Source organism: Streptomyces anulatus (genome assembly GCF_014650675.1).
Lineage (GTDB): Bacteria > Actinomycetota > Actinomycetes > Streptomycetales > Streptomycetaceae > Streptomyces > Streptomyces anulatus.
The window spans coordinates 76,323-100,714 of sequence record NZ_BMVK01000014.1; the positions used below are offsets into that span (position 1 = coordinate 76,323).

Here is a 24,392-nt window from a genome sequence, read left to right on the forward strand (position 1 = left end):
AGCAGCATCGGAGGCATGGATGAGCACTCCCGCCACACCCGCACCGACGGAACCCGAGGGCCGCGGCGCCCGGGAGAAGCCCGGAGGATCACCGCCGCTCAAGCGCGCGCTCGGCACCAAACTGCTGATCCTCTTCGTCATCGGCGACATCCTGGGCACCGGCATCTACGCGACCACCGGGAACGTGGCGGGCAAGGTCGGCGGCGCGCTGTGGCTGCCGTTCGCGATCGGTTTCGCCGTCGCCCTGCTGACGGCCGCCTCGTACGTGGAACTCGTCGGCAAGTACCCGAAGGCCGCCGGCGCCGCGCTCTACACCCAGAAGGCGTTCAAGGTCCCGTTCCTGACCTTCGTCGTCGCCTTCATGGTGATGTGCTCGGGCCTCTCCTCGGCGAGCGCGGCGGCACGGGCGTTCAGCGGCGACTACCTGGGGGAGTTCACCGACGCGGTGCCGCCGACCCTGATCGCGATCCTGTTCGTCCTCGCCCTCGCCGCGATCAACCTCCGCGGGGTCGCCGAGTCGGTGAAGGCGAACGTCGTCCTGACCCTGGTCGAGGTCAGCGGACTCGCGGTGATCCTCGCGATCGGCGCGTACGCCGTGTTCAGCGGCGAGGGCGAGCCCTCGCGGCTGACCCAGATCGAGACCGGCGGCACCGGGTACGCCCTGCTCACCGGAGTGCTCGGCGCCACCGCGCTGGGCTTCTTCGCGTTCGTCGGCTTCGAGGACTCGGTCAACATGGCCGAGGAGACCAAGAACCCCGCCCGCGCCTTCCCCCGCGCGATCTTCATCGGGGTGGGGATCACCGGCACCGTCTACGTCCTGGTCGCCCTGGTCTCCTCGCTCCTGGTCGACTCCCGCACCCTGGCGGAGTCCAGCGGCCCGCTGCTGGAGGTGGTGAAGGCCGGTGGCGTCGATTTCCCGCCGAAACTCTTCGCGCTGATCGCCCTGTTCGCCGTCACCAACTCGGCGCTGATCAACATCATGATGGCCTCGCGGCTCTGCTACGGCATGGCCAACGAGCGCATCCTGCCGCCCGCGATGGGCAAGGTGCTGGCCGGCCGCCGCACCCCCTGGGTCGGGATCGTCTTCGTCTCCCTCCTGGCCATCGGCCTGGTCTCCACCGGCGAGATCGAGGGGCTCGGCGACACCACCTCGTTCCTGCTGCTCTGCGTCTTCGCCGTCGTCAACATCGCCGTGCTGGTGCTCCGCAAGGACCGGGTGGACCACCACCACTTCCGTACGCCCACGGCACTTCCGGTGCTCGGCGCGCTCACCTCGCTGATCCTGGCGAGCCCGCTCGCCGACCGGGGCTCCGACGTGTACGTCCGGGCCGGGATCCTGCTGCTGATCGGGATCGGGCTGTGGGCGCTCAACAAGGCGGTGATGACGGCGCGCGAGAAGTCGGGCGAGAAGTCGGGCGCCCCGGGCGCCTGACGGGACGACGCCGAGGCCCCGCCACCGCGTTCCGGCCGCTCCTTTACACCGCGAGCCGCATGTACCAAAGGAAAATGCCAGAACCTCCACCCGCCGTGAGCACGTTGCGTAGCCTCTGCGTTACAGCCGTACGCCACGTCGGGAGGGGAAATCCGCGTGCCCGGAATCGACGAGTGCCTGCTCGAAGTCATGAGGCTGCCCGGTGCCCGGGGCGCCTCGGTGGTCGACTGGACGAGCGGTCTCGCCCTCGGCACCATCGGGGAATCCCCCAACGGCGACCACGAGGCGACCGCCGCGGAGACGGCGGAGGTCGCCCGGATGACCGCCGAGCAGCCGGCCTTCGCCCACCTCGCCGCGGACAGCGGCGCACAGCACCCCGGACAAGCGCCGAGCACCCCCGTCGAGGACGTCATCGTCACCACCCACGACGGGTATCACATGCTCCGGTTCGTCGAGACGGCTTTCGACAGCAGCGTCTTCCTGCATCTGTGGCTGGACCGCTCCGAGGGCAATCTCGCGCTCGCCAGAATGCGCCTCGGCGAGCTGGCCGAGCGCCTGGTGCTGGCATGAGCGCGATAGCCGCCGACCCCGACGCCCCCGGCACGGACCGGCTCCCGGTGCTCTCCCCGATGCTCCGGCGTCTCGCCGCCGAGCGCGCCACCGGCGCCCTGATGCGCGACCGGGGCACGCTCTACCTCGCCGACGGCCAGGTGGTGCACGCCGAGAGCCCCGCCACCCCCGGCATCGACGTCCTGCTCACCACCGGCGGAACCCTGCGGCACGAGGGCTGGTGGGACGCCGTGGCGCAGGCCGGGGCACACCGACAGGTCGGCCGCTATCTCGTGGACAGCGGTCATGTACCGGGCGGCGCACTGGAGTTGTGCCATCTCGGCGCGCTGTACGACGCCGCGTTCTTCGCGCTCGCCCCGACCGGGACGCCCGCCCGCTTCCGCTACGGGGTGGCGCACTGGATCGGCCCGGTGCGGCCCGTCCCGGTGGCCGCCGTGGAGCGCGAGACGCTGCGCAGACGGGAGTTCCTGGACCGGATCTGGCCCGACCCCGCCTGCGACGGCGCCCCGCTGCTGCGGACGGCCGCGCACCGGACCGACGCTCCGGTCCCGGCCCGGCAGCGCCGGCTCCTGGAGCTGGCCGACGGGGTCCGCACGGCCTCGGACATCGCGCAGGCGCTGGGCCGTTCGGCCTTCCACATCCTGGTCGACCTGCGGCGCCTCGCGGCGGCCGGCCTGGTGGAGGCGGTCCGCGCCCAGCCCCTGCCGGCCTCGTCCGCATCCGGCCGGATCACGCTCCCCGAGGTGACGGCCGACCCCGATATCGCCCTGCTGCGCCGGCTCCGAGACGCATTGGAGGCCCTGTGATACGCGCGCTCAGACAGCGTGCCGGGAGGAGACAGCTGATGGTGCCCGAGGCCGAAGTGCGTGATGTCCTCGACGAGCTCCAGCGGTTACGCGCCCGGGTCCCGCTGCTCTCCGGGGCGCTGGCCGCCTCCACCGACGGACTGGTCCTGGCCCACGACACCCCGGGCGTCGAGGCGGAGGGCGTCGCCGCCCTCACCGCGGCCGCCCTCGGCGTCTCCATCCGGATGACCGACGCCACCGGCCGGGGCGGCTTCCGCGAACTGCTGGTCCGCGGCGGCAGCGGCTACATCGCCACCTACGCCGCAGGCTCCTCCGCCGTCCTGACCCTGCTGGCCGAGGACCGCATCAACGTCGGCCGGCTCCATCTGGAGGGCCGCCGCGCGGGCGCCCGCATCGGCGAACTCGTCGACGCCGCGCTGGAACGCACCGGGCGCCCCGCCACCGCCGCACCTCCGCGCCCCGCCGCCGCGCCCGGCCGCACCCTGCCGCAACGCCCCACGTAGGCGGCCCGATCCCCCCACCCGCAGCGTCACCACCACCACCACCACCGGGACTCACGCCATCACGCAGAAGCCCGCGCACCGGCCCGCACAGCAGCCACCACAGAAACGGACCCGGTCACCGCGACCGGCCAGGGAAAGGAAACGAGCCTCCATGGCGAACACCGAAGCGACACTGAAGGAAGCGATGAGCTCGATCGAGGGCGCCACGGGTGTCGCCCTCGTCGACTACACGAGCGGGATGGCCCTGGGCACGCTCGGCGGCGGCAAGGACTTCAACCTGGAGGTCGCCGCCGCGGGCAACACCGACGTGGTCCGCGCCAAGCTCCGCACCATGGAGCACCTGGGCATCAAGGACGAGATCGAGGACATCCTGATCACGCTCGGCACCCAGTACCACCTGATCCGGCTGCTCAAGACCCGTGGCAACAACGGCCTGTTCCTCTACCTGGTGCTGGACGCGAGCCGGGCGAACCTGGCGATGGCCCGCCACCAGCTGAAGAAGATCGAGGCGGGCCTGGAGGTCTGACCCCGGCCAGGGCGTGTCCGGCGGATCAGGACCCGGTCGAGATCCGCCGGACACGCCCTTAGCTTCTGGTCTCACCGGCGGCGACGCCGCGCCCCGCCCGGTGCGGCGTCCCCCGCCTCCGGACCCGTCGTCCGGTGCGCCTTCACCCGCTTGCCGACCGGGCCCCCGCGTCCGGTCCAGTCGGTGCGCACCCAGTACAGGACGTCCTCGCGGCGCTCCCGCTGTCCGATGCGTACGGCCTTCAGCCACAGCCCCGCACCCGCGCCGGCGAGCAGCAGCCCGCCGGTCCCCGGCAGCGCGAACGAGGACGCCACCGCGACGACGAACGCCCCCAGCAGCCACCATCTGCGCCCGCGCCGCCATCCCCGTACGGTCACGGCCCGGTCCTGGAGGAAGTCGCCCCGCCCGGCGCGGGAGGCGCTCCGGGCCAGTTCCGCGTACCGCTTGCCACGTGCCAGGGTCACGACGGCCGCGGTGACGATGAAGAGCGCCGCCCCGGCCAGCAGCCCGATCCGACGCCCGGTCAGGCCCGGAACGAACGCCCCCGCCGCCGCGGCCACCAGACCCGCCCACCACAGCGGCGCCGCCCCGGCCCGTACCGTCACGGCCACTCTCGCCAGCGACTGCCCTCCGCGTCCCACGTCCATGCCCCTCTCTCTCCACGACGCCGCGTCGCCGCGGTGCTTCTGGCCGCGGAGGTTAACGGCCGCAGATGAGCGACGCCTGAGAATCCACGAAGGGCCGGACGCGGGGCCCTCACTCCACGAACAGACCGCGCGCCGCCGCCCGGGCGTCGAACTCCTCCAACCGGGCCTGGGCGTCGGGCAGTCCGTCGCACATCGCTTCCAGCAGCACCCGGCCGAGCAGCATCGGCGCACAGACGGTGTCGAAGGAGAGCCCGGAGCCGATCGCCGCCGGGAGCAGCAGATCGCTGTGCTTGGCGACCGGCGCGAAGGCGGAATCGGCGACCGTCACCACGGTCAGTCCCTGGTCACGGGCGTACGCGAGCGCGTCCACGCTCTCCTTGGGGTGGCGCGGCAGCGCGAAGCACATCAGGGCGGTGGCCCCGGCCCGGCGGGCGGAGTCGATCCGGTCGGGCAGCATGCTGCCGCCCTCGTCGAGGACCCGGACGTCGGGGTGCACCTTGGCGGCGAAGTAGCCGAAGCCGCGCGCCTGCGAGGAGGCGGCGCGCAGCCCCAGCACCGGCAACGGCCGGGAGCCGGCGAGCAGCCGGCCGGCCCGCTCGACGGGCGCGGGGTCGGCGAGCACGTCGGAGAGGTGCTGGAGGTTCTCGATCTCGGCGCGGACGGCCTGCTGGTACTCGTTGTACGTCTCCCCCGCGTCCTCCTGCTCCGTGTCGGCGGGCGCGACCTCGCGCAGGTGCCTGCGCAGCGCCGGATAGCCGTCGAAGCCGAGGGCGACGGCGAAGCGGGTGACGGAGGGCTGACTGACCCCGGCCAGCTCGGCCAGCTCGACACTGGAGAGGAACGGAGCGTCGGCGGCCCGCCGGACCATGCAATGCGCGATGCGCCGCTGGGTGGGCGTGAGCCGGTGGCCCTCGAAGAGCCGCTGCAACCGTGCGGCGGGGCTGCTCCCACTCATGCTGTCCCCTTGCTGGATCCGTCGCGCCACGACCGGCGCCGACCGTTCTATTCAGCCAGGAAGGTCGCTGTATGTCCATATGCAGGGGGTGGGCGGGGGGCGGTGCGGGGAGGGGAGGGGAGGGGAGGGGAGGGGAGGGCCGTTCCGGGTTTGCGCGTACAGCGCCGTACGTCTAGCCGCATGCGCCCGTGCCTGGGCAGGCAGGCAGTACCCGGTTGACCGGGTCGCGTTGGCCCGGTCACCCCTGGGAGAGATGAGGCCCCTGCTCCCGGTCAGGAGCAGGGGCCCTTTTCACCTGCGGCGGAGACACCCTTGGAAACCTGGTTCAGCAAGTCCCCGTCCGGCAGGTGGTGCCCCTTGCCTGAGGCGGCGGTGTACTGCTGGGTCCGGCATGCCGATGCGTCCCGTCCTCGACACACCCCGGTCGTCGAGGACAACCGCAGTGAACTTGGTGACCGGTTGCATGCGTCAGTCCGGACGAGCCTGCACCGACGTACGCCCGCCGCCCTTCACTCCAGATTCTCGATCAACGACACAATCGATCAAGAATATGTGTCATCGCGGATGACACCTGACCAGCCACCACTAACGCCATTCCACTGGAATGCGGGACAACTGCTCAAGTATGTCCCAGTCCTGAGGCTTGAAGGAGGGGGAGTGCCATCCCGCACCGTTCCCCGTCCAGTAGCCACGGTAGTTGCGGACCCCCATGAGGCTGGTGTCGGACACATCTGACTCGTTTCCGCAGCACACACAGATCAGCGCTGTGGGCCATCCGTCCTCCCAGAAGAGGTCACCGTCGTCGTGTCCGCACACCCGACAGGCAGATTCCTCCTCCGGACCGGGGGAATCGAGGTCTTCTGGCGGCATGGAGTCACCTTTCATCCCTGTCAGCGTTCTCGCTGGCCTTGCGCCTTAAGGTAGTCCTCCAGCGTAGGCCACCTGCCGGGGTCGAAGCCGCGCGGGTTGTCAGGGCTCTTAGGAGCTGGCCGATTCATCGTCTTAGGCACGCCACCGCTGTCATAGGAGACGAGAGTGTTGGACTTCTTCTCATAGACGACGTAACCGTTGAGGTTGCCGCTCTTGTCGAGACGGTCCCAGACGCGATACCCGGCAGGAGGCTTGGGGCTATTTGCCGCCTGACGGTAAAAGTGGGCCATTTCCACGTACTGCTTAGCGTTCTGCAGCTCGGGAAATTCACCGCGGTGGCTCTTAAAGTGTTCCAGAGCGTTCTTGACGCTAGGAAATTTCTTACTGCTCGCCCAGATGTGGGCCACGGATCCGCTGGCCCGTTCGGCCTTCATGAAAGCTTCCGCGCCGCGGAACATGTTCTTGCCCCACTTGGCGCCGGTGGCCCCCCAGCCGACGAACGGGATCGCTGAGGCCGCGGAGAGGGAAGCGTTGAGCGCGTCGCCTTCGAGTCCGTACCATCCCGCGTTTGCCAGGTCGGCGATCTCTCCGACGCCCGGGACCAGCCCGGCAACGTCCAGCACCGTGTGTCCGACGCCGGACAGCACGTCCCAGACGCTGATGTCATCGTCGGCCGCCGCATCGGCGAGGGCTTCCTCCATCTCCTGCAGCGCCGCGAGGTTGGTGCGGTTCTCTTCCTTCCGTGCGACCTCGGCCTCTTCACGGGTCTTCGTCACCCACGCGGCGAGCGCGTCCTTCGCGGCCTTGTCGGCCGCGTCGGAGTCCTTGCCGGCCGCGATCGCGGACTGCTTGGCCTCATTGGCGTACGACCAGGCCGCGTCGGCCGAACCGCGCGCGGCGGTCGCGGACGACTCTGCAAGGGCAGCGGAGTGGCCGGCCTCGCGAGCGGACTGCCTGGCCTGTGCCTCGGCCTCGGTAGCCTTCTTCGCCGACTCGGCCGCGCGGTCGGCGGACTCGGTGGCCTGCTTGGCCGACTCGGCCGCCTGCTCGGCGTAACCCTGGGCCTTGCTCTTCGATGCCTCGGCCTGCTTGCGGTACTTGTCGGCATCAGCGGCAGCCTTGCGGGCGTCGGCTGCGACAGCTTGGGCCCGGTCGGCGTTTTCCTGCGCCGTCGCGGCGACCTTGGAAGCGTCCTGGATCAGCTTGCGGATCTGCAGGTCATGAGTGGCCGCAAGCAGGTCCTTGCGCTTGGCCTTGAACTGGCCGGAGACGGAGAACTCGTACAGAGCCTGCGCCGGGGCCTTGAGAGCGATGCAGGCGGCAACCGTCACTTCGCTGACGGAGCACTTGTCGGGTGCTGTGGAGCCCCCGTCCGCGAGACCCGCGGCGATGAGGCGGTCGTCGTCGTACTGCGCGGTGAACTGCCCGGTGACGAGGAACTGACGGTACGTGTCCTCCGATCCCGAGTTCAGGGCAGCGCGACCGCTCTCCTGGACGTTGGGTCCGCCGTTGCTGATGATCTGTGCGATCTGCACGCGGAAGTCGTCGGACGCGGCCGCGTACTGGCCCGTCTCCAGGAAGGAGGTGATCTTGGCGGCATCACCGGAGAGCGCGGTCACCGCCTGGGCCCGGACCGGCTCGATCTCCGAGAGGAGGGCGAGGTTCTCGACGCGGGCGCGATCGTCCTGCTGGGCTGCCTGCGTCCATCCGGTACGGATGTAGTCGGTGAGGTCCTTGTCCGTGCCCGCGAGGGCCACTTCGGCTGCCGTACGGCTCCAGGGGCCCCGGACCTTCATCGCGCTGATGGCGATCTTGCGGGCCTTGAGGGCGACGTCCTTGGGGTCGGCGCCGGGCGCGTTCGCCTCCGCGGCCAGCTTTTGGGCCTCGGCCTCCAGGTCCTGTGCCTCCTTGGCCGCGCCCTCACGCGCCTGATCGAAGGCGGCGGTGGAGTCGGCCAGGGCGATGGCCTTCTCCATGCCGATGTTCGCGCGTTCGGTGCGGCCCTCCTTCTCGATCTGCAGCGCCAGCTCATGGGTCTTGACCGCCTTGGCGACCGCGGCGGACGCGCGGGTGGCGGCTTCCTGCGCGGCCTTGGCATGAGCGGTGGACTGTGCGGCAGCTGTGGCGGCCTCACCGGCGTGGTCTGCCGCCTCGTCCGCCGCCTTGGCGGCGTTGCGGGCGTGCGTGGCCGCCGACCGGGCGTCATCACGCGCATCCCGGGCTGCCTGGGCCGACTTGCGGGCCAGGTTCCTGGCCTCCTGGGCAGCCCGGGAGGCCTCCTTGGCCTGGCGCTCGGCGCGAGCAGCGGCGTTCCGGGCCGTCTGAGAGTGCACACCGGCCTGGTCTGCGAAGTCGCTGGCGCTCCTGGCAGAGCTCGCCGCACTCAGTGCGTCGGCACCGGCCTTGCTTGCGGAGTCGGCGGCGTCCGCGGCGCGATCCGCGGCGATGCCGGCCTGGTTGGATGCCTCGGCCGCCTTGTCGGCGCCCTCGGCCGCGGCGCGCGCGTTCTCCGCAGCGGCACGTGCCTTGGAGGCGTCGCCCGCGTTGACCGCGGCAGAGGCCGCCGCACCACGTGCGGCGGAGGCGGCGTTGGCGGCGCCCGCGGCTGCCGAGGCAGCCTGGGCCGAGGCGTTGGCGGCGATGCGGGCGGAGTTGTTGGCTGCCCGTGCGGCGCTGATGGCCTGCTGGGCCGCGGAGGCTGCCTGGTCGGCGGCCTTGGCCGCGCGGCCGGCCGCAGCTGCGGCGCTGAGCGCGTCGTCGCGCGCGAGGTCGGTCTCCCTGGCCGCCTTCTCGGCTGCCGTCTTGGCCAGTGCCGCAGCCGTGATGGCGCGCTTGGAGGTCACCTCGGCGGCCTTGGTCTCCACCAATGCCTGGCGTCCAGCCTCGACGGCCTGCTCGGAAAGTTCAGCGATCGTGGCGTGTTCCCGGTCCCGGTCGCGGGCGATGTGCTGGCCCACTTCCAGGAACTCTCGGATGTCGGCCGGGCTGCCGTTCATGGCGATCTTGCCGGCGGCCCGTATGTTCGGACCGCCCGTGCTCAGAATCTGAGCCAGTTGTAGCCGTTCGTCATCCTCGCGCGCCGTGTGCTGCCCCTTGTTGAGGAACGCCTGGACGTCGGTGGCGGACCCGTTGAGCGCTGCCTTGCCGGCTTCCTGGACTCCGAAGCCTCCGGCGTCCATCACCTGGGCGACTCGGAGCCTCTGGTCCTCCTCGAGCGGATGCTTCCATCCGTCCTTGAGGAACGCCTGCAGATCCGCGTCAGGTGCCGACAGCGCCGTGCGAGCCGCTTCCTGGACATTTACGCCGCCCACCGTGGCGATCTGCGCCACAGAGACGCGGTCGTCGTCGGCTCGGAGGCCGGGGGCCACCTTGTCCAGGAAGTTCTTCACCTCGGCATCGCTGCCGGTGAGGGCGACCTCGGCCGCAGCCTTGACGCCAGGCCCGCCTTCCTTCCAGAGCTCGACAACCTTGCCGCGGTCGGTGGCAGGTATCGCGCTGACCGGGCTCTCATCGTCGTCGAAGCCGTCGTCGGCAAAAGCCGGGGCGGAGCCCAGCAGCCCCACGGCCAGCGCAACCGGCAGCAGGCTCACCAACAGCGCCCGCAGGGTGCGCAACACCCTTCTCGCGTGCCGAGGTGCACGCAGTTTTCGCCTCAAGATCGCTCATCTCATCGTCGGCGACATGCCATCGCCGGAATCCGGATCGAGGGAGCGGCTGAAAAACCCGAAAAGTCCAAATACTCGCGTTCAGAACGTCGAACGCGATCCGCCCCCCGCTCGGCGTGTGCGGCGTGAGGCGCCAGAACCGATCGTCACAGAAGGCGACAGGTTGCACACATTCCGAGTTCGTTCGCATATTACTTCGCCCTGACCAGGGCTCATGATCCGGGATGCGGTGATCCACTTCACTTTATTCCACCTTGACAGGCATTGTGAGCGAGCTGTTTCTTTACAACTGAGGTTCGCTGCTTAGTGCCTGACTCCGCGTGTGGCGCTGCGAGTTTCCTGACCGCTCGATTCGCGGCTGACCGTAGCCGCTTTCCGGAAGGACGCCACCAGGTGTTCACGCATGCCCACAAGCTGATTGCCGGCGCCGCCCTTGCTGGTGCTGCCGCCTTGGCCGTCGCCGTGCCCGCCCTGGCCTCGTCGCCCAGCACCGAATCGTCCGTCGCCGACGCGTCGGTGCCGAACATAGTCGAGACCTACGACTACCCCGGTGCCGCGCGGATCCTCGAAGAGAAGTCGATCAAGTTGGTCCGCGGCGACGGCCACATCGTCCTCGCCGACTGCGACAGCTCCGACAAGTCTCAGATCAAGGTCCAGGTCACCCGCGGCCCCGACGAACAGAACAAGCCCAAGCTCTTCTGTTTCCGGGCCACCGCCAAGTCCGGCTTCCTCGCCCTCGAAGTGCCACGGGTGTTCTACATCGAGACCGCCGACCACCCGGTGTCGGCGAAGCTGACCACGGACGCCGGCGACTCCGAGACGGTCAACGTCGACAAGGGCGACTTCAAGACCGTCGGCCAGGGGCTCGGCAAGCCTATGACGACCTTGGTCGAGCTGCGCGTCACCGGCTGACCTTCGGCCGCCGGGTCGGTGGACCCTTCAGCGGCTCCTTGTGCCAACGCCTTCGTCGTTCCACGCCACGGCCGACGCGACGGTTCCCGGCCGTAGAACTCACCGCGCCTCAGAGGGGGGTTAGCCCCACGAAATCCGGGGGCTAGCCCCACTGTCAGCGCGCCTCGGCCTCCGTACCGTGGTCGGTATGGAAGCCCGTGACCACGAGCTCAAGAAGGAGCTCGCCGCCACCCTCCAGGCCCGGGGCGAGCTGGGCGAGGAGTACGAGACCGCGCTCATCGACTCGTTCCTGGAGAAGGTCGAGCAGCGGCTCGACACGACGCTCGACCGCCGGGTCCGCCGTCAGCTCGCCGAGCAGCAGATGTCCGTCGCCCGGGGGGCGCGTCCGGCGGAGACGTGGAGCTTCGGGGAGCGGCACGGTCTGGGGATCGTCTCGCTGATTCTGGCCGTCCCGCTGTCCGCGATCGGCGTCGTGAACGCCGGGATCGAGGGGCTGGTGGTGGCCTGGCTCGGCATCGTCGGCGTCAACGCGTTCCAGGCGGCGCGGGGCGGCGGGCTGTTCCGCCGCCAGGAGGAACGCGCGCCGTCCGACTGGCGGGACTGAGCCCCGCCCTAAGTATCGGGCCGGCCCCGCCCGAAGTATGTCGCGGGGACCGCCGCACCCCCGGTCGCCCGGGGGGCGGGACGACGGCGGTCCCCGCGAGGGACGCGGTCCGGGTCAGGGCCGGTTGCCCGCGTCCGGGCGACGGTGGAGGTCCGGGAGCCGCTCCGTAGTCCGGTGTCGCCGTTCTGGGTGCCGGCGGGTTTCCCTGCCGACACCCACCAATGTGCCGGAGCCGTGTTAAGCGGGTGCTGCGCGGACGTGACGCGCTCGTACCGTTTTCGCGAAGGCCCGCCGCCGGACCGTCAGGCCCAGGCCCGAGCCCCGCCGCCGGGCCGTCAGGCCGCGGCCAGAACCCGGCGACCGGACCGTCAGGCCTTCGCCGTGCCCGCGTCCTTGGCGAGGAACGCCAACAGGTCCTGCCTGCTCACGACGCCCTTGGGCTTCCCCTCGACGAGCACGATCGCCGCGTCGGCGCCGTCCGTGCCGCTGAGCACGGCCATCAGGTCCTCGACCGGTTCGCCGGAGCCGACCTGCGGCAGCGGAGCCGACATGTGCTTCTCCAGCGGGTCGGTCAGCGAGGCGCGCTGGGTGAACAGCGCGTCCAGCAGCTGCCGTTCCACGACGGATCCGATGACCTCGGCGGCCATCACGTCCGGGTGGCCGGCGCCCGGCTTCACGATCGGCATCTGGGAGACGCCGTACTCGCGGAGCACCTCGATGGCCTCGCCGACCGTCTCCTCCGGGTGCATGTGGACGAGGGAGGGCATCGGGCCCTCCTTGAAGTCCAGGACCGCACCGACGTTGGCGGAGGTGCCGGTGTTCTCCAGGAAGCCGTAGTCGGCCATCCACTCGTCGTTGAAGATCTTGCTGAGGTAGCCGCGCCCGCTGTCGGGAAGCAGCACCACGACGACGTCCTCGGGGCCCAGCCGCTTGGCGACCTCCAGGGCCCCGACGACCGCCATGCCGCAGGAGCCGCCGACGAGCAGCCCCTCCTCCTTGGCGAGCCGGCGCGTCATCTGGAAGGAGTCCTTGTCCGACACGGCGACGATCTCGTCGGTGACGGTGCGGTCGTACGCGCTCGGCCAGAAGTCCTCGCCGACGCCCTCGACCAGATACGGCCGCCCGGAGCCGCCGGAGTAGACCGAGCCCTCCGGGTCCGCGCCGATGACCTGGACCGCGCCCTCGCTGATCTCCTTGAGGTAGCGCCCGGTGCCGCTGATCGTGCCGCCGGTGCCGACGCCCGCGACGAAGTGGGTGATCTTCCCCTCCGTCTGCTCCCACAGCTCGGGACCGGTGGTCTCGTAGTGCGAGCGCGGGTTGTTCGGGTTCGAGTACTGGTCGGGCTTCCAGGCGCCCGGCGTCTCGGTGACCAGCCGGTCGGAGACGTTGTAGTACGAGTCCGGGTGCTCGGGGTCAACGGCGGTGGGGCAGACGACGACCTCCGCGCCGTACGCGCGCAGCACGTTGATCTTGTCCGTGGACACCTTGTCCGGGCATACGAAGATGCACTTGTAGCCCTTCTGCTGGGCGACGATGGCGAGGCCGACGCCCGTGTTGCCGCTGGTCGGCTCGACGATCGTGCCGCCGGGCTTCAGCTCCCCGCTCTGCTCGGCCGCCTCGATCATGCGCAGCGCGATGCGGTCCTTCACCGACCCGCCGGGGTTGAAGTACTCGACCTTCGCCAGGACCGTCGCCTGGATACCTGCCGTGACGTTGCGCAGCCTCACCAGCGGGGTGTTGCCGACAAGACTGATCATCGAATCGTGGAATTGCACCGTGTACTCCGGGATCTCCGAGATGGTCCGGCCCAGAGTATGCGTACGGGACGCACTCTGCGTACGGGAAGGAGTACTCCGGGCCCCGAGCGGGGCAAGTAGGTACGTGTACGGCTGTACGGCGAGGAGGAGGTGGACCGGACTGTGTCGAGAGCAAGGGTGGCACGGCGGATCGCGGCGGGCGCGGCCTACGGCGGTGGCAGCATCGGGTTGATCGGTGCGGCGGCCGTGGGCGTGTTCCTGGCGGAGGTCCAGCTCGCGAAGAGGCAGGTGGGCGGCGGGACGGCTCCGGTCCCGCCGAGCGCGGACGGGCGGTACGGAGTGGCGTTCGCCGGGCCGAACGACGCGATGCGGCTCGGCATGCTCGGGGACTCGACAGCCGCGGGCCAGGGAGTGCGGCGGGCCGGGCACACCCCGGGGGCGCTGCTGGCCTCGGGGCTCGCGGCGGTGGCCGAGCGGCCGGTGGACCTGCGGAACGTGGCCCTGCCGGGGGCCCGGTCGGACGACCTGGAGCGGCAGGTGTCGCTGCTGCTGGCTGATCCGGCCCGTGTTCCGGACGTCTGCGTGATCATGATCGGGGCGAACGACGTCACCCATCGGATGCCCGCGACCCAGTCGGTGCGCTGTCTGACGACGGCGGTGCGCAGGCTGCGGACGGCGGGTGCGGAGGTGGTCGTCGGGACCTGCCCGGACCTGGGCACGATCGAGCCGGTCTACCAGCCGTTGCGCTGGCTGGCCCGGCGGGTGAGCCGGCAGTTGGCGGCCGCGCAGACCATCGGCGCGGTGGAGCAGGGCGGTCGCACGGTGTCGCTGGGCGATCTGCTGGGCCCCGAGTTCGCGGAGAACCCGCGCGAGCTGTTCGGCCCGGACAACTACCACCCCTCCGCCGAGGGCTATGCCACGGCGGCCATGGCGGTGCTGCCCACCCTGTGCGCGGTGCTGGGCCTGTGGCCGGAGAGCGACCGACTGGACGGTGCGCGGCGCGAGGACATCCTCCCGGTGGCGAAGGCCGCGTCCCAGGCGGCCCGGGAGGCCGGTACGGAGGTCACGGGGGCGCGCGCTCCCTGGGCTCTCCTCAAGCACCGCCGGCGGCGGCGTCTGCCCGCCTCCACGGAACCCACCCCGCACCCGCACCCGGACGCCGCCCACGGGCACGCGTAGGGGACGCCGGGCCCCGCGGGACGCCCGGCGGGACGCGGGGCCCGGCGGCAACCCCACCTCACCTGAGCAAGCGCTTAGAAAAGAGTCCCGCATCACACGGCCTGCCGGGTGACCCCGGCGATACGTCCGGGTAACTTCCAGAGGAGTTCCGCCCGTCCACACAGCCTTCCAGCCCCTTTGGAGCCGCGTGATGCCCGAAGCCGTGATCGTCTCTGCCGCCCGTTCACCGATCGGCCGCGCCTTCAAGGGGTCCCTGAAGGACCTGCGCGCGGACGACCTGACCGCCACGATCATCCGGACCGCGCTGGCCAAGGTCCCCGAGCTGGACCCGAAGGACATCGCCGACCTGATGCTGGGCTGCGGTCTGCCCGGCGGCGAGCAGGGCAACAACCTGGGGCGCATCATCGCCGTACAGATGGGGATGGACCACCTTCCCGGCTGTACGGTCACCCGCTACTGCTCCTCCTCGCTGCAGACCAGCCGGATGGCGCTGCACGCGATCAAGGCGGGCGAGGGCGACGTCTTCATCTCGGCCGGTGTCGAGATGGTGTCCCGCTTCACCAAGGGCAACTCCGACAGCCTCCCGGACACGCACAACCCGCTGTTCGCCGAGGCCGAGGCCCGCACCGCCGCCCGCTCCGAGGAGTCCGGCGCGAGCTGGCACGACCCGCGCGAGGACGGCCTCGTGCCGGACGCGTACATCTCGATGGGGCAGACGGCGGAGAACCTGGCCCGGACCAAGGGCGTCACCCGCCAGGAGATGGACGAGTTCGGCGTACGGTCGCAGAACCTCGCCGAGGAAGCCCTGAAGAACGGCTTCTGGGAGCGGGAGATCACCCCGGTCACCACCCCCGACGGCACCGTGGTCTCCAAGGACGACGGGCCGCGCGCGGGCGTCACCCTGGAGGGCGTGCAGGGCCTGAAGCCGGTCTTCCGCCCCGACGGCCTGGTCACCGCGGGCAACTGCTGCCCGCTCAACGACGGCGCCGCGGCCCTGGTGATCATGTCCGACACCAAGGCGCGCGAGCTGGGCCTGACCCCGCTGGCCCGGATCGTCTCCACCGGCGTCTCCGGCCTCTCCCCCGAGATCATGGGGTACGGACCGGTCGAGGCGAGCAAGCAGGCGCTGAAGCGGGCCGGGCTGACCATCGACGACATCGACCTCGCCGAGATCAACGAGGCGTTCGCCGCCCAGGTCATCCCCTCCTACCGGGACCTCGGCCTGCCGCTGGACAAGGTCAACGTCAACGGCGGCGCGATCGCCGTCGGCCACCCCTTCGGCATGACCGGCGCCCGCATCACCGGCACGCTGATCAACAGCCTCCAGTTCCACGACAAGCAGTGGGGCCTGGAGACGATGTGCGTGGGCGGCGGCCAGGGCATGGCGATGGTGATCGAGCGGCTGAGCTGAGCCGCAGCGGAGGGTAGGGGGCGCCTGAGGAGCGAAGGCGGCACCTGCCCGCAGCGGAGGCGAAGGTCAGCGCGACCGCACGCACGAGCGGCTGAGCTAGCCACTCGGGGCCTGCGGCACTCCCGCGCCGCGGGGGTTTCGAACCCCACCGAGCTCCGACCGTGACCGAATCTCCCCCAGGATGTGATCTGCGTCCCGGGGGAGAGTCGTTTCTGCAGGTCACCCCCGATATGGGGCTAAACATCGGACCGAAAGACCTGTCCATTTCGTGACGTAATGCACTGACAGCACGTACCGGTACAGGCCAAGCTGATGTAGGAAGTCGGGGGTATCGATAGAAACCGGGAGTATGTCAGTGAGCGCCATGTCATTTGCCCTGTTGCTGACCACCGCCGCTGCCACGGCCGTCGGCGCCGCCGCACTGCACGCCGCTCACGGGCTGCGCAAGCAGGTCGCGGCGCTGCGCACGGAGCTGGCCGCAGGCAACGCTCTCAGTGCTTCCGTGCCACCACAGAGCCGCAGCACGGCCACCCCCGCCGAGGAGATACGCACGGCCGTCGCCGAAGCGCTCGCCGAGGAGCGCGAGCGCGAGCTGGCCGAGGCGCGCGCCTTCTGGGCCGCCCAGGAAGCCCGTGACGCCGCCGACGCCCCGTCCCTGCTGGGCGGTCTGTCCGGCCTGGGCGACGACGCCCCGTACTACCTGCCCCGGCAGGCCGACTTCGCCGGTCTGGAGTCGATGGACCTCGAAGCGGCCGAGGCGATGGAGGAGCTCGCGGAGCTGAGCGAGCGGACTCTCGCGGAGCACGAGATCGGCGAGCTGACCGACCTTCCGGAGATCGCGGAGTTCCCCGAGGACTCCCCCGAGCTGGCCGCCGCCCGCCGCCGCCACCCTTCGCACCCGGACTTCATCCCCGTACAGACACCGGTGGTCACCGACCACGAGCGCACCGTGAACCGGCTCGAAGAGCTGGCCGACACCGCGACCGAGCTGACCGACGTGCGGCCCGGCCCGCTGGGCACGCTCGACGTGTACGTCTTCGCCGACGGCACCACGCTCTGCATGACCCCGGGTCACCGTGAGACCGCCGAGCGCCTCGCCGACGCCCTGCGGGCCGGCCGGCAGCCGGTACTGCTGGGCGGCTCGGGCGTCTCGGGCGCCTATGCGCTGACCTTCTCCTGCGGTGAGGACAACGTGTACATCCTCGCCGACCGCGTCATCGCCTCGTTCTGACCGGGATCCGCACCGCCCCGGTCCGCCGGGCGCGGGCCGCTCACGCGAAAGCCCGCGCCGCCGCTTCCCCGACATATCGCACGGCCTCGTCCAGCTCCTGGGACGGGGCCGTTTCCAGTGCCACGGCCAGGTCCCGCCCGGCGACGGCGAGTTGGTCGCCCACGGCGAACATCCCGGCGTCCGGCAGCTCACGCGGTTCGGCAGCCGGGTTCTCCAGGCGCTGGGCGCGGGCGGCGAGTTCGCGGGCCGCGGCCAGCGCCTCGGCGGCCGTGCCGCGCTGGAGGCGGCTCTGCGGGGCCGAGCGCAGCCGGTCGGCGAAACGGTCCACGGCCAGGATGAGGGGCGTCGTATCGAGCACGCGGCCGACCCTACGCGGCCCTGCCGCACGGTTGCCAACGCCCGGGGGACGGAACGCGGAACGGCCCGCAGGCGCGATGCCTGCGGGCCGTTCCGGTGTCACGGGTGTTGCGCGTGCGGCGGATGCCGTGCGATCGGTCAGTCGTCGCCGCTGAGGATCGCGACCAGACGCAGCATCTCGATGTAGATCCACACCAGGGTCACGGTGAGGCCGAAGGCCGCCAGCCAGGACTCCTCGCGCGGGGCGCCGTACGCGATGCCGTCCTCGACCTGCTTGAAGTTCAGGGCGAGGATGCACGCGCCGATGACGATGGCCACGATGCCGAAGATGATGCCGAGCGCACCGCTGCGGAAGCCGAGGCCGTCACCGCCGCCGAACACGGCGAACAGGAGGTTGACCATCATCAGCAGCGAGAAGCCGATGGCGGCCGCCATCACGAAGCCGTAGAAGCGGCGCGTGACCCGGATCAGTCCGGTGCGGTAGGCGATCAGCACACCGGCGAAGACCGCCATGGTGCCGATCACCGCCTGCATCGCGGCGCCGGGAGCCCAGTAGACGCTGACGATGTTGCTGATGACGCCGAGGAAGACACCCTCGAACGCCGCGTACGTCAGGATCAGCGGCGGCGAGGGCCGGCGCTTGAACGAGTTCACGAGCGACAGCACGAAGCCGACGATCGCGGCGCCGATGGCGATACCGATCGCCGTGCCGACGTTCTCCTTGTCGACCGGCAGCGTCCACCATGCGGCGGTCGCGGCGACGATCACGGTGCCGAGCGTCATCGCCGTACGCGTCACCACGTCGTCGATGGTCATCACGTCGGGACGGGCGGGCGCCTGCGGGGCGCCCTGGATGTCCGTCTGCGCGTAGGGGTTGGTGGCGTACGGGTTGGCGGCGGTGCCCTGCGCGTACGGGTTGCCCGTAGCGGGGGCCCCGGCCTGCGGCGTCGCGTTGAAGCCCGCGTGGCCGTTGTCGCGGCTGAACCCCCGTCGCGAGAAGACCGGGTTGCTGCTCCTCATCTCACTCCTCCATGGCCACACTGCGTGGCCTTGCCACAAGAGTAATGGGTAGGCAAAAGAATCACCCTAGTGCCAGGGGAGGATCTTTGCGGCAGCCTGCGACGAGGCCACCGGAGGGCCCGGGACGCCTGCCGTACGAGGCCGGGATCACAGGTGTCGGGCGAGGCCGGGACCACAGCACCGGGGCGTCGGTCACGGTCTGGGCCGTCCGGGTCACGCAGAGTGCGGCGCGTGGTGCCCGGAGCCGGACTCGAACCGGCACGCCCCCGAGGGGCAGCGAGGTTTAAGCTCGCCGTGTCTACGTTCCACCATCCGGGCGTGCCGCGCGGCTCCGCGTTTGGCTACCGACCCTATCCGGGGACGTCCCTCGATCAGCGGAACAGTGGCGCGATGTTGTCTTATTTTATTGACCGCTTGAGGGTCCGTCAGGACATTCGGCCGGGCTGACCACACGCCCGCGGCCGATCATGGGCGGTCCGCGCGCCGCACGGGAATGACGGAAAGTCGCCGCACTCGTACGGCCCAACGCGCCAGGTCCGCGCCAGGCTTCGCCAGGGCATCCGCCACCCTCGGGTCCGGCACCGCTCCGGCCCCGGGTCCGGAGGCGCCCCGGGAGGGCCCCGCCCGCCGTCGGGGCCGCCCCCGCCCGCGTTCCCAAGCGATCACGCTGGGTGATCACGAAGCAGTGCCCGTGGAGCGGTGCCCACGACACCGGTCAGGGTCGGTGTCATACCCGAGGAGGACGGAATCACGCCCTCGATGCGACTCAAGACGGCCATGGGAACGGGCATCGGGGGTGACGACCGGGCGCGATCGGGACGTAAGGATGGAGTAAGTCCCCGAGGCATGGCGTCAGCGCCCCGCCTCAGCACCGTCCCCGTATCCGCATCACCCGAACAGGAGCGTCCCTGTGACCATCACCCCCACCGTTCAGCGCGCCACCGCGGTGGCCGCCCGCGCCACGGAGCTGTCGAAGGTCTACGGCGAGGGAGAGACGCAGGTCGTCGCCCTGAACCAGGTGACCGTGGACTTCCCGCAGGGCGAGTTCACCGCGATCATGGGCCCCTCGGGCTCCGGCAAGTCGACGCTGATGCACTGCGTCGCCGGGCTCGACAGCTTCAGCAGCGGTTCGGTGCGCATCGGCGAGACCGAACTGTCCACGCTGAAGGACAAGCAGCTCACGCAGTTGCGCCGGGACAAGATCGGCTTCATCTTCCAGGCGTTCAACCTGCTGCCGACGCTCACCGCGCTGGAGAACATCACCCTGCCGATGGACATCGCGGGCCGTAAGCCGGACGCCGAGTGGCTCCAGAAGGTGATCGACATGGTGGGGCTCTCGGAGCGGCTCAAGCACCGCCCGACCGAGCTCTCCGGCGGTCAGCAGCAGCGCGTCGCCGTGGCCCGCGCCCTGGCCTCGCAGCCCGAGATCATCTTCGGCGACGAGCCGACCGGAAACCTGGACTCCCGCTCCGGCGCCGAGGTCCTCGGCTTCCTCCGCAACTCGGTGCGCGAGCTGGGCCAGACCGTGGTGATGGTGACGCACGACCCGGTGGCCGCCTCCTACGCGGACCGGGTCATCTTCCTCGCCGACGGCGCGGTCGTCGACCAGATGATGCACCCGACCGCCGACGGCGTCCTCGACCGGATGAAGGCGTTCGACGCGAAGGGCCGCACGAGCTGACGCCGCAGGCGGCCGGCCGACCCGGCTGCCGCACCGGCTGACGCAGGCGCCCGCCGTACTCCGGCCGCCGCCCCCGCGCGCCCCCGTCCCCCTTCCGGAACCCATCCCAGGACACACAGACATGTTCCGTACCGCCCTGCGCAATGTGCTCGCGCACAAGGCCAGGCTGCTGATGACCGTCCTCGCCGTCATGCTCGGCGTGGCCTTCGTCTCCGGCACCCTGGTCTTCACCGACACCCTCGGCAACGCCTTCCGCAAGCAGTCCGCCAAGAGCTACGACAACGTCGCCGTCTCCCTGGAGACGTTCGCCGGCGACGACGAGAAGACCCCCGGCATCGACGAGGCCACCCTGGAGAAGATCCGGGGCCTGGACGGCGTGGCCTCCGCCACCGGGCGGGTCTCCGGCTTCGCCGGGGTCGCCGACCCGGACGGCAAGCTGATCGGCAACGGCTGGTCCAACACCGGCGCGAACTTCGCCCCCGGCAAGGACGGCAAGGACGCGAGTTACGTCTTCACCGACGGCTCGGGCCCGGCGAAGAACGACTCGGTCGCGCTCGACAAGGACACCGCGAGCAAGGGCAAGTACCGCGTCGGCGACCCGGTGCGGGTCGCGACCAACGGCCCGGTGAAGGAGTACACCCTCTCGGGGATCTTCACCACCGAGGACGGCGCGGTCAACGCGGGCGGCAGCCTCGTGCTGTTCGACACCGCGACCGCCCAGCAGCTCTACCTGAAGCCCGGCGTCTTCCAGAGCGCCACCGTCTCCGCCGCGGGCGGCGTCTCCGACCAGAAGCTGCTGGGTGCGATCAAGCCCCTGCTGCCGAAGGACGCCTCCGCGCAGACCGGCAAGGCGCTGGCGGACCAGCAGGCGAAGGACATCGAGAGCGGGATGGCCGGCCTCAACGGCATGCTGCTGGCCTTCGCGGGCATCGCGCTGTTCGTCGGCATCTTCCTCATCGCCAACACCTTCTCCATGCTGATCGCCCAGCGGACCCGTGAGCTGGCCCTGATGCGGGCCATCGGAGCCACCCGCCGCCAGGTCAAGCGCTCGGTGCTGCTGGAAGCGGCGGTCGTCGGCACGCTCGCCTCCGTCATCGGCTTCGCCCTCGGCCTCGGCCTCGCCACCGGCCTGCGCTCCGCGATGGGCCTCCTGGGCGGCAAGATCCCCGCCGGGCCGCTGGTCGTCTCGCCGACGGCCGTCGGATCCGCCTTCGCGGTCGGCATCCTGATCACCGTGCTGGCCGCCTGGCTGCCCGCCCGCCGGGCCGCGAAGATCGCCCCGGTGGCCGCGATGAGCAGCGTGCACGCCACCGCCTCCACCAAGTCCCTGGTTCTGCGGAACTCCATCGGCGGCGTGATCGCGCTGATCGGCGCCGCGGGGATCGTCGGCGGCGCGGGAGCCGGCGGCACGTCCGGCCGGCAGCTGGTCGCGGGCGGCGCGTTCTTCGCCCTGATCGGCGTCATCATCCTGATCCCGCTGCTGTCCCGCCCGGTCATCGCGCTGGTCCGGCCGCTGCTGAAGAAGCTGTTCGGCGTCTCCGGGAAGCTGGCCTCGCAGAACGCGGTCCGCAACCCGCGGCGTACCGGAGCCACCGCCTCCGCGCTGGCCATCGGACTGACCCTGGTCACCGGCATCTCGGTGCTCGGCGTCACGCTCGGCCAGGCCATCGACAAGATGACCACGGACAACATCAAGGCCGACTACCTGATCTCGATGGCCAACGGCGGCCCGCTCGACCAGTCGGCGCTCACCGCACTGGAGAAGGCCGACGGCATCTCCGCGCTCTCCCCGCAGGTGCCGTCCTGGTTCGAGGTCGACGGTGGGGGCTACTCGGCCTCCGGCGTCACCCCGGGCGACGTGGAGCAGGTCTTCGCGCTGAAGACCGTCTCCGGTTCGCTCGGTTCGCTCAAGGACGGGCAGGTCGCGGTCGGTTCCAAGACCGCCAAGACCCACGGCTGGAAGACCGGCGACACCATCCCGGTGACGTTCGAGGACGACAAGAAGGGCAAGATCACCGTCGGGGCGCTCTACGAGGAGAACGACTTCCTCTCGCCCTTCGTGATCCCGAAGGCGCTGGCGGACGAGCACAGCACCTCCACCCGTCCCGAGATCCGGGAGATCTGGATCAAGGCCGACGGCGGCGCGACCGACGCCAACGAGAAGTCGATCGTGAACGCGCTCGGCGACAACCCGGCGATGAGCGTCATGGACCGGCAGGACATCCGTGACAGCTTCGGCGGCTTCATCAACACCGCCCTGAACATCATGTACGGGCTGCTCGCCATGGCCCTGCTGATCGCGGTCCTCGGCGTCGTCAACACCCTCGCGATGTCGGTGTTCGAGCGGCAGCAGGAGATCGGCATGCTCCGTGCGATCGGCCTCGACCGGGGCCGCGTCAAGCGGATGATCCGTCTGGAGGCCGTCGTCATCTCGCTCTTCGGCGCGGTGATCGGGGTCGGCCTCGGGGTCTTCCTCGGCTGGGCGATCGGTCAGACCCTGTCCGCCAACATCCCCGGCTACGCGCTGGTCATCCCGTGGGACCGGCTCGGCGTCTTCCTGCTCCTCGCCTGCCTGGTGGGCGTCCTCGCCTCGCTGTGGCCCGCCCGCAGCGCCGCGAAGCTCAACATGCTGACGGCGATCAAGACCGAGTAACCCGGGCCCGGAACAGGGGACGACGAGGGGCCGGCGCCCCGCTGCGAAGCGGGGCGCCGGCCCCTCGCCCGTTGCCGTACGCGTACGGGTCAGGCGCCCGTGCCCCCGGCGGACTCCGTCCAGGTGCGGGCGCGCAGCGGCATCCGGGAGCCGCCGCCGTCCAGCGGGCGCACCGCGAGGATCTGGTTGACGCCGATCTTGTTGTGCTCGAAGGAGAGCGCCGAGGCGGCCATGTACAGCCGCCAGACCCTGGCCCGGCCCGGGGAGGTGGCGCGTACCGCCCGCTCCCAGTGCTGCTCCAGGTTGGCCACCCACCGGCGCAGGGTCAGCGCGTAGTGCTCGCGCAGCGCCTCGACGTCCCGGGCCTCGAAGCCGGCCTCCTCCAGGGTGGCCAGGGTGCGGCCGAGCGGGGCCAGTTCGCCGTCGGGGAAGACGTAGGCGTCGATGAACGGGTCGATGCGGTAGGCGTCCTCGTCCTTCTCCGGGCGGCGGGCGATCTGGTGGTTCAGGAGCCGCCCGCCGGGCTTCAGCAGGGCGTAGAGGTCATCGGCGTACTCCCGGTAGCGGACCGAGCCGACGTGCTCGGCCATGCCGATCGAGGAGATCGCGTCGTACGGGCCGTCGCGGACGTCCCGGTAGTCCTGGACCCGGATCTCGATCCGGTCGGTCAGGCCCTCCTCGGCGATGCGTTTGCGGGCGTGGGCGGCCTGTTCCTGGGAGAGGGTGATGCCGGTGACCTGCGCCCCGTACGCACGGGCGGCGTGGATGGCCATGGAGCCCCAGCCGCAGCCGACGTCCAGGAGCCGGTCGCCCTCCTTCAGGCCGAGCTTGCGGCAGACCAGGTCGAGCTTGTCGCGCTGGGCGTCCTCCAGGGTCCCCCCGTCCTGCCAGTAGGCGCAGGAGTAGACCATGGAGGGGCCGAGCACCAGGGCGTAGAAGTCGTTGCCGACGTCGTAGTGGTGGCTGATGGCCTCCTTGTCGCGGCGTCTGGTGTGCAGCGGGCCGGTGCGGCGGCGCACTTCCTCGGCGGGCGGGGCCGGCGGCGGCCAGGGGCCCGCGAGGTCGAGGAGGCCTCGGGCGAAGGCGCGGACCTTGGGGTCGCGGACCGGGTGGACGGAATCCTTGGCGTCGGCGCCTCGGTCCCAGAGCAGCCCGGCCAGATGGCCGAGCGCTTCGTACAGGTCGCCCTCGACATCGATCTCGCCGGCCACCCAGGCGCGGGCCAGGCCCAGTTCGCCGGGCTTCCACAGGAGCCGCCGCAGGGCGCGGCGGTGGCGGATCACGAGGACCGGGGCGCCCGGCGGCCCCGATTCGCTGCCGTCCCAGGCCCGGATACGGACCGGCAGGGGTTCCGAGAGCAACTCTTCGGCAAGAGTGGTCAGCCGCGACGCGGCGTCTGCCATGGCGCACACCTCCGTGGTGTTTCCCCGACAAGCACAACAATCACCAAGCGAACAGACATGCTCGTAACCCCGCCGCGACACCCCGGGCGCCCCAGCGAGGTACACCTGCGTCAACTCTCCTCGCACACTCCGTCATCCCGCTACCGGGCAACGAATCGGCAAAACGCATGTATGCGCCATCCATATGGGCGGGAACAGGCCACCGCCCGT

The 24,392-nt window shown here is 70.7% G+C and carries 19 protein-coding genes and 1 tRNA gene; 12 read left to right on the forward strand and 8 right to left on the reverse strand.

Features of this window, described 5'->3' with window-relative positions:
* Positions 1–19 precede the first annotated feature (19 nt).
* From IE272_RS28555 to IE272_RS28575, 5 genes are all read left to right on the forward strand, one after another.
* Complete coding sequence (locus IE272_RS28555) at positions 20–1,432, forward strand: APC family permease (RefSeq protein ID WP_190008729.1); 1,413 nt, start codon at positions 20–22, stop codon at positions 1,430–1,432.
* A 156-nt stretch (positions 1,433–1,588) separates the two neighbouring features.
* Positions 1,589–2,002: a hypothetical protein gene (locus IE272_RS28560; protein ID WP_047176989.1), complete on the forward strand. Its 414-nt coding sequence runs from the start codon at positions 1,589–1,591 to the stop codon at positions 2,000–2,002.
* Positions 1,999–2,808 (forward strand): helix-turn-helix domain-containing protein, encoded by an 810-nt coding sequence (locus tag IE272_RS28565; protein ID WP_050358959.1) that lies wholly within the window; start codon positions 1,999–2,001, stop codon positions 2,806–2,808. The genes IE272_RS28560 and IE272_RS28565 overlap by 4 nt, the downstream gene beginning before the upstream one ends.
* 38 nt (positions 2,809–2,846) lie before the next feature.
* Positions 2,847–3,311 (forward strand): roadblock/LC7 domain-containing protein, encoded by a 465-nt coding sequence (locus tag IE272_RS28570; RefSeq protein ID WP_050358958.1) that lies wholly within the window; start codon positions 2,847–2,849, stop codon positions 3,309–3,311.
* 151 nt (positions 3,312–3,462) lie between these two features.
* Entirely contained in the window at positions 3,463–3,837 is a 375-nt protein-coding gene (locus tag IE272_RS28575) for a hypothetical protein (RefSeq protein WP_018961313.1), read from the forward strand.
* Between the two features lie 71 nt (positions 3,838–3,908).
* On the opposite strand, the gene IE272_RS28580 is transcribed toward IE272_RS28575, so the two are convergent.
* The 3 genes from IE272_RS28580 to IE272_RS28590 form a co-directional block, all read right to left on the reverse strand.
* Positions 3,909–4,484 (reverse strand): hypothetical protein, encoded by a 576-nt coding sequence (locus IE272_RS28580; protein WP_373304204.1) that lies wholly within the window; start codon positions 4,482–4,484, stop codon positions 3,909–3,911.
* Between the two features lie 109 nt (positions 4,485–4,593).
* Positions 4,594–5,439 (reverse strand): MurR/RpiR family transcriptional regulator, encoded by an 846-nt coding sequence (locus IE272_RS28585; protein WP_032793476.1) that lies wholly within the window; start codon positions 5,437–5,439, stop codon positions 4,594–4,596.
* A gap of 890 nt (positions 5,440–6,329) precedes the next feature.
* Positions 6,330–9,926 (reverse strand): hypothetical protein, encoded by a 3,597-nt coding sequence (locus IE272_RS28590; RefSeq protein WP_229897785.1) that lies wholly within the window; start codon positions 9,924–9,926, stop codon positions 6,330–6,332.
* A gap of 441 nt (positions 9,927–10,367) precedes the next feature.
* On the opposite strand from IE272_RS28590, the gene IE272_RS28595 reads away from it, so the two are divergent.
* Together IE272_RS28595 and IE272_RS28600 are read left to right on the forward strand one after the other, a co-directional pair.
* Positions 10,368–10,886, forward strand: coding sequence for a hypothetical protein (locus IE272_RS28595; RefSeq protein ID WP_063886138.1), 519 nt, complete (start codon positions 10,368–10,370; stop codon positions 10,884–10,886).
* 187 nt (positions 10,887–11,073) lie between these two features.
* Complete coding sequence (locus IE272_RS28600) at positions 11,074–11,490, forward strand: hypothetical protein (RefSeq protein ID WP_050358957.1); 417 nt, start codon at positions 11,074–11,076, stop codon at positions 11,488–11,490.
* Positions 11,491–11,858: 368 nt separating this feature from the next.
* On the opposite strand, the gene IE272_RS28605 is transcribed toward IE272_RS28600, so the two are convergent.
* Positions 11,859–13,265 carry a cystathionine beta-synthase gene (locus IE272_RS28605; RefSeq protein ID WP_007456006.1) on the reverse strand — a complete coding sequence of 469 codons (1,407 nt, stop codon included), beginning with the start codon at positions 13,263–13,265 and terminating at the stop codon, positions 11,859–11,861.
* 159 nt (positions 13,266–13,424) lie between these two features.
* Between IE272_RS28605 and IE272_RS28610 the strand changes: the two genes are divergently transcribed.
* From IE272_RS28610 to IE272_RS28620, 3 genes are all read left to right on the forward strand, one after another.
* The gene (locus IE272_RS28610) at positions 13,425–14,426 is read left to right on the forward strand and encodes an SGNH/GDSL hydrolase family protein (RefSeq protein ID WP_050358956.1); all 1,002 of its coding nucleotides are present in this window, start codon (positions 13,425–13,427) and stop codon (positions 14,424–14,426) included.
* Positions 14,427–14,616: 190 nt separating this feature from the next.
* On the forward strand, positions 14,617–15,837 hold the full coding sequence (locus tag IE272_RS28615; RefSeq protein WP_190008731.1) for an acetyl-CoA C-acetyltransferase: 1,221 nt from the start codon (positions 14,617–14,619) through the stop codon (positions 15,835–15,837).
* A 379-nt stretch (positions 15,838–16,216) separates the two neighbouring features.
* Positions 16,217–17,068 (forward strand): hypothetical protein, encoded by an 852-nt coding sequence (locus IE272_RS28620; RefSeq protein ID WP_190008816.1) that lies wholly within the window; start codon positions 16,217–16,219, stop codon positions 17,066–17,068.
* Between the two features lie 40 nt (positions 17,069–17,108).
* Here IE272_RS28620 and IE272_RS28625 read toward each other — a convergent pair whose 3' ends face one another.
* The 3 genes from IE272_RS28625 to IE272_RS28635 all read right to left on the reverse strand — a co-directional run bounded on the left by IE272_RS28625 (position 17,109) and on the right by IE272_RS28635 (position 18,763).
* Complete coding sequence (locus IE272_RS28625; protein ID WP_050358953.1) at positions 17,109–17,426, reverse strand: hypothetical protein; 318 nt, start codon at positions 17,424–17,426, stop codon at positions 17,109–17,111.
* Between the two features lie 137 nt (positions 17,427–17,563).
* A complete protein-coding gene (locus tag IE272_RS28630; protein WP_050358952.1) occupies positions 17,564–18,445 on the reverse strand; it encodes a Bax inhibitor-1/YccA family protein in 882 nt (293 codons plus the stop codon).
* A gap of 232 nt (positions 18,446–18,677) precedes the next feature.
* A tRNA-Leu gene (locus tag IE272_RS28635) sits at positions 18,678–18,763 on the reverse strand.
* Positions 18,764–19,355: 592 nt separating this feature from the next.
* Here IE272_RS28635 and IE272_RS28640 point away from each other — a divergent pair.
* Both IE272_RS28640 and IE272_RS28645 read left to right on the forward strand, forming a co-directional pair.
* Positions 19,356–20,126: an ABC transporter ATP-binding protein gene (locus IE272_RS28640; protein ID WP_050358951.1), complete on the forward strand. Its 771-nt coding sequence runs from the start codon at positions 19,356–19,358 to the stop codon at positions 20,124–20,126.
* 121 nt (positions 20,127–20,247) lie between these two features.
* Complete coding sequence (locus tag IE272_RS28645; RefSeq protein ID WP_190008733.1) at positions 20,248–22,779, forward strand: ABC transporter permease; 2,532 nt, start codon at positions 20,248–20,250, stop codon at positions 22,777–22,779.
* Between the two features lie 89 nt (positions 22,780–22,868).
* On the opposite strand, the gene IE272_RS28650 is transcribed toward IE272_RS28645, so the two are convergent.
* Positions 22,869–24,182, reverse strand: coding sequence for a class I SAM-dependent methyltransferase (locus IE272_RS28650; RefSeq protein WP_190008735.1), 1,314 nt, complete (start codon positions 24,180–24,182; stop codon positions 22,869–22,871).
* Positions 24,183–24,392 lie beyond the last annotated feature (210 nt).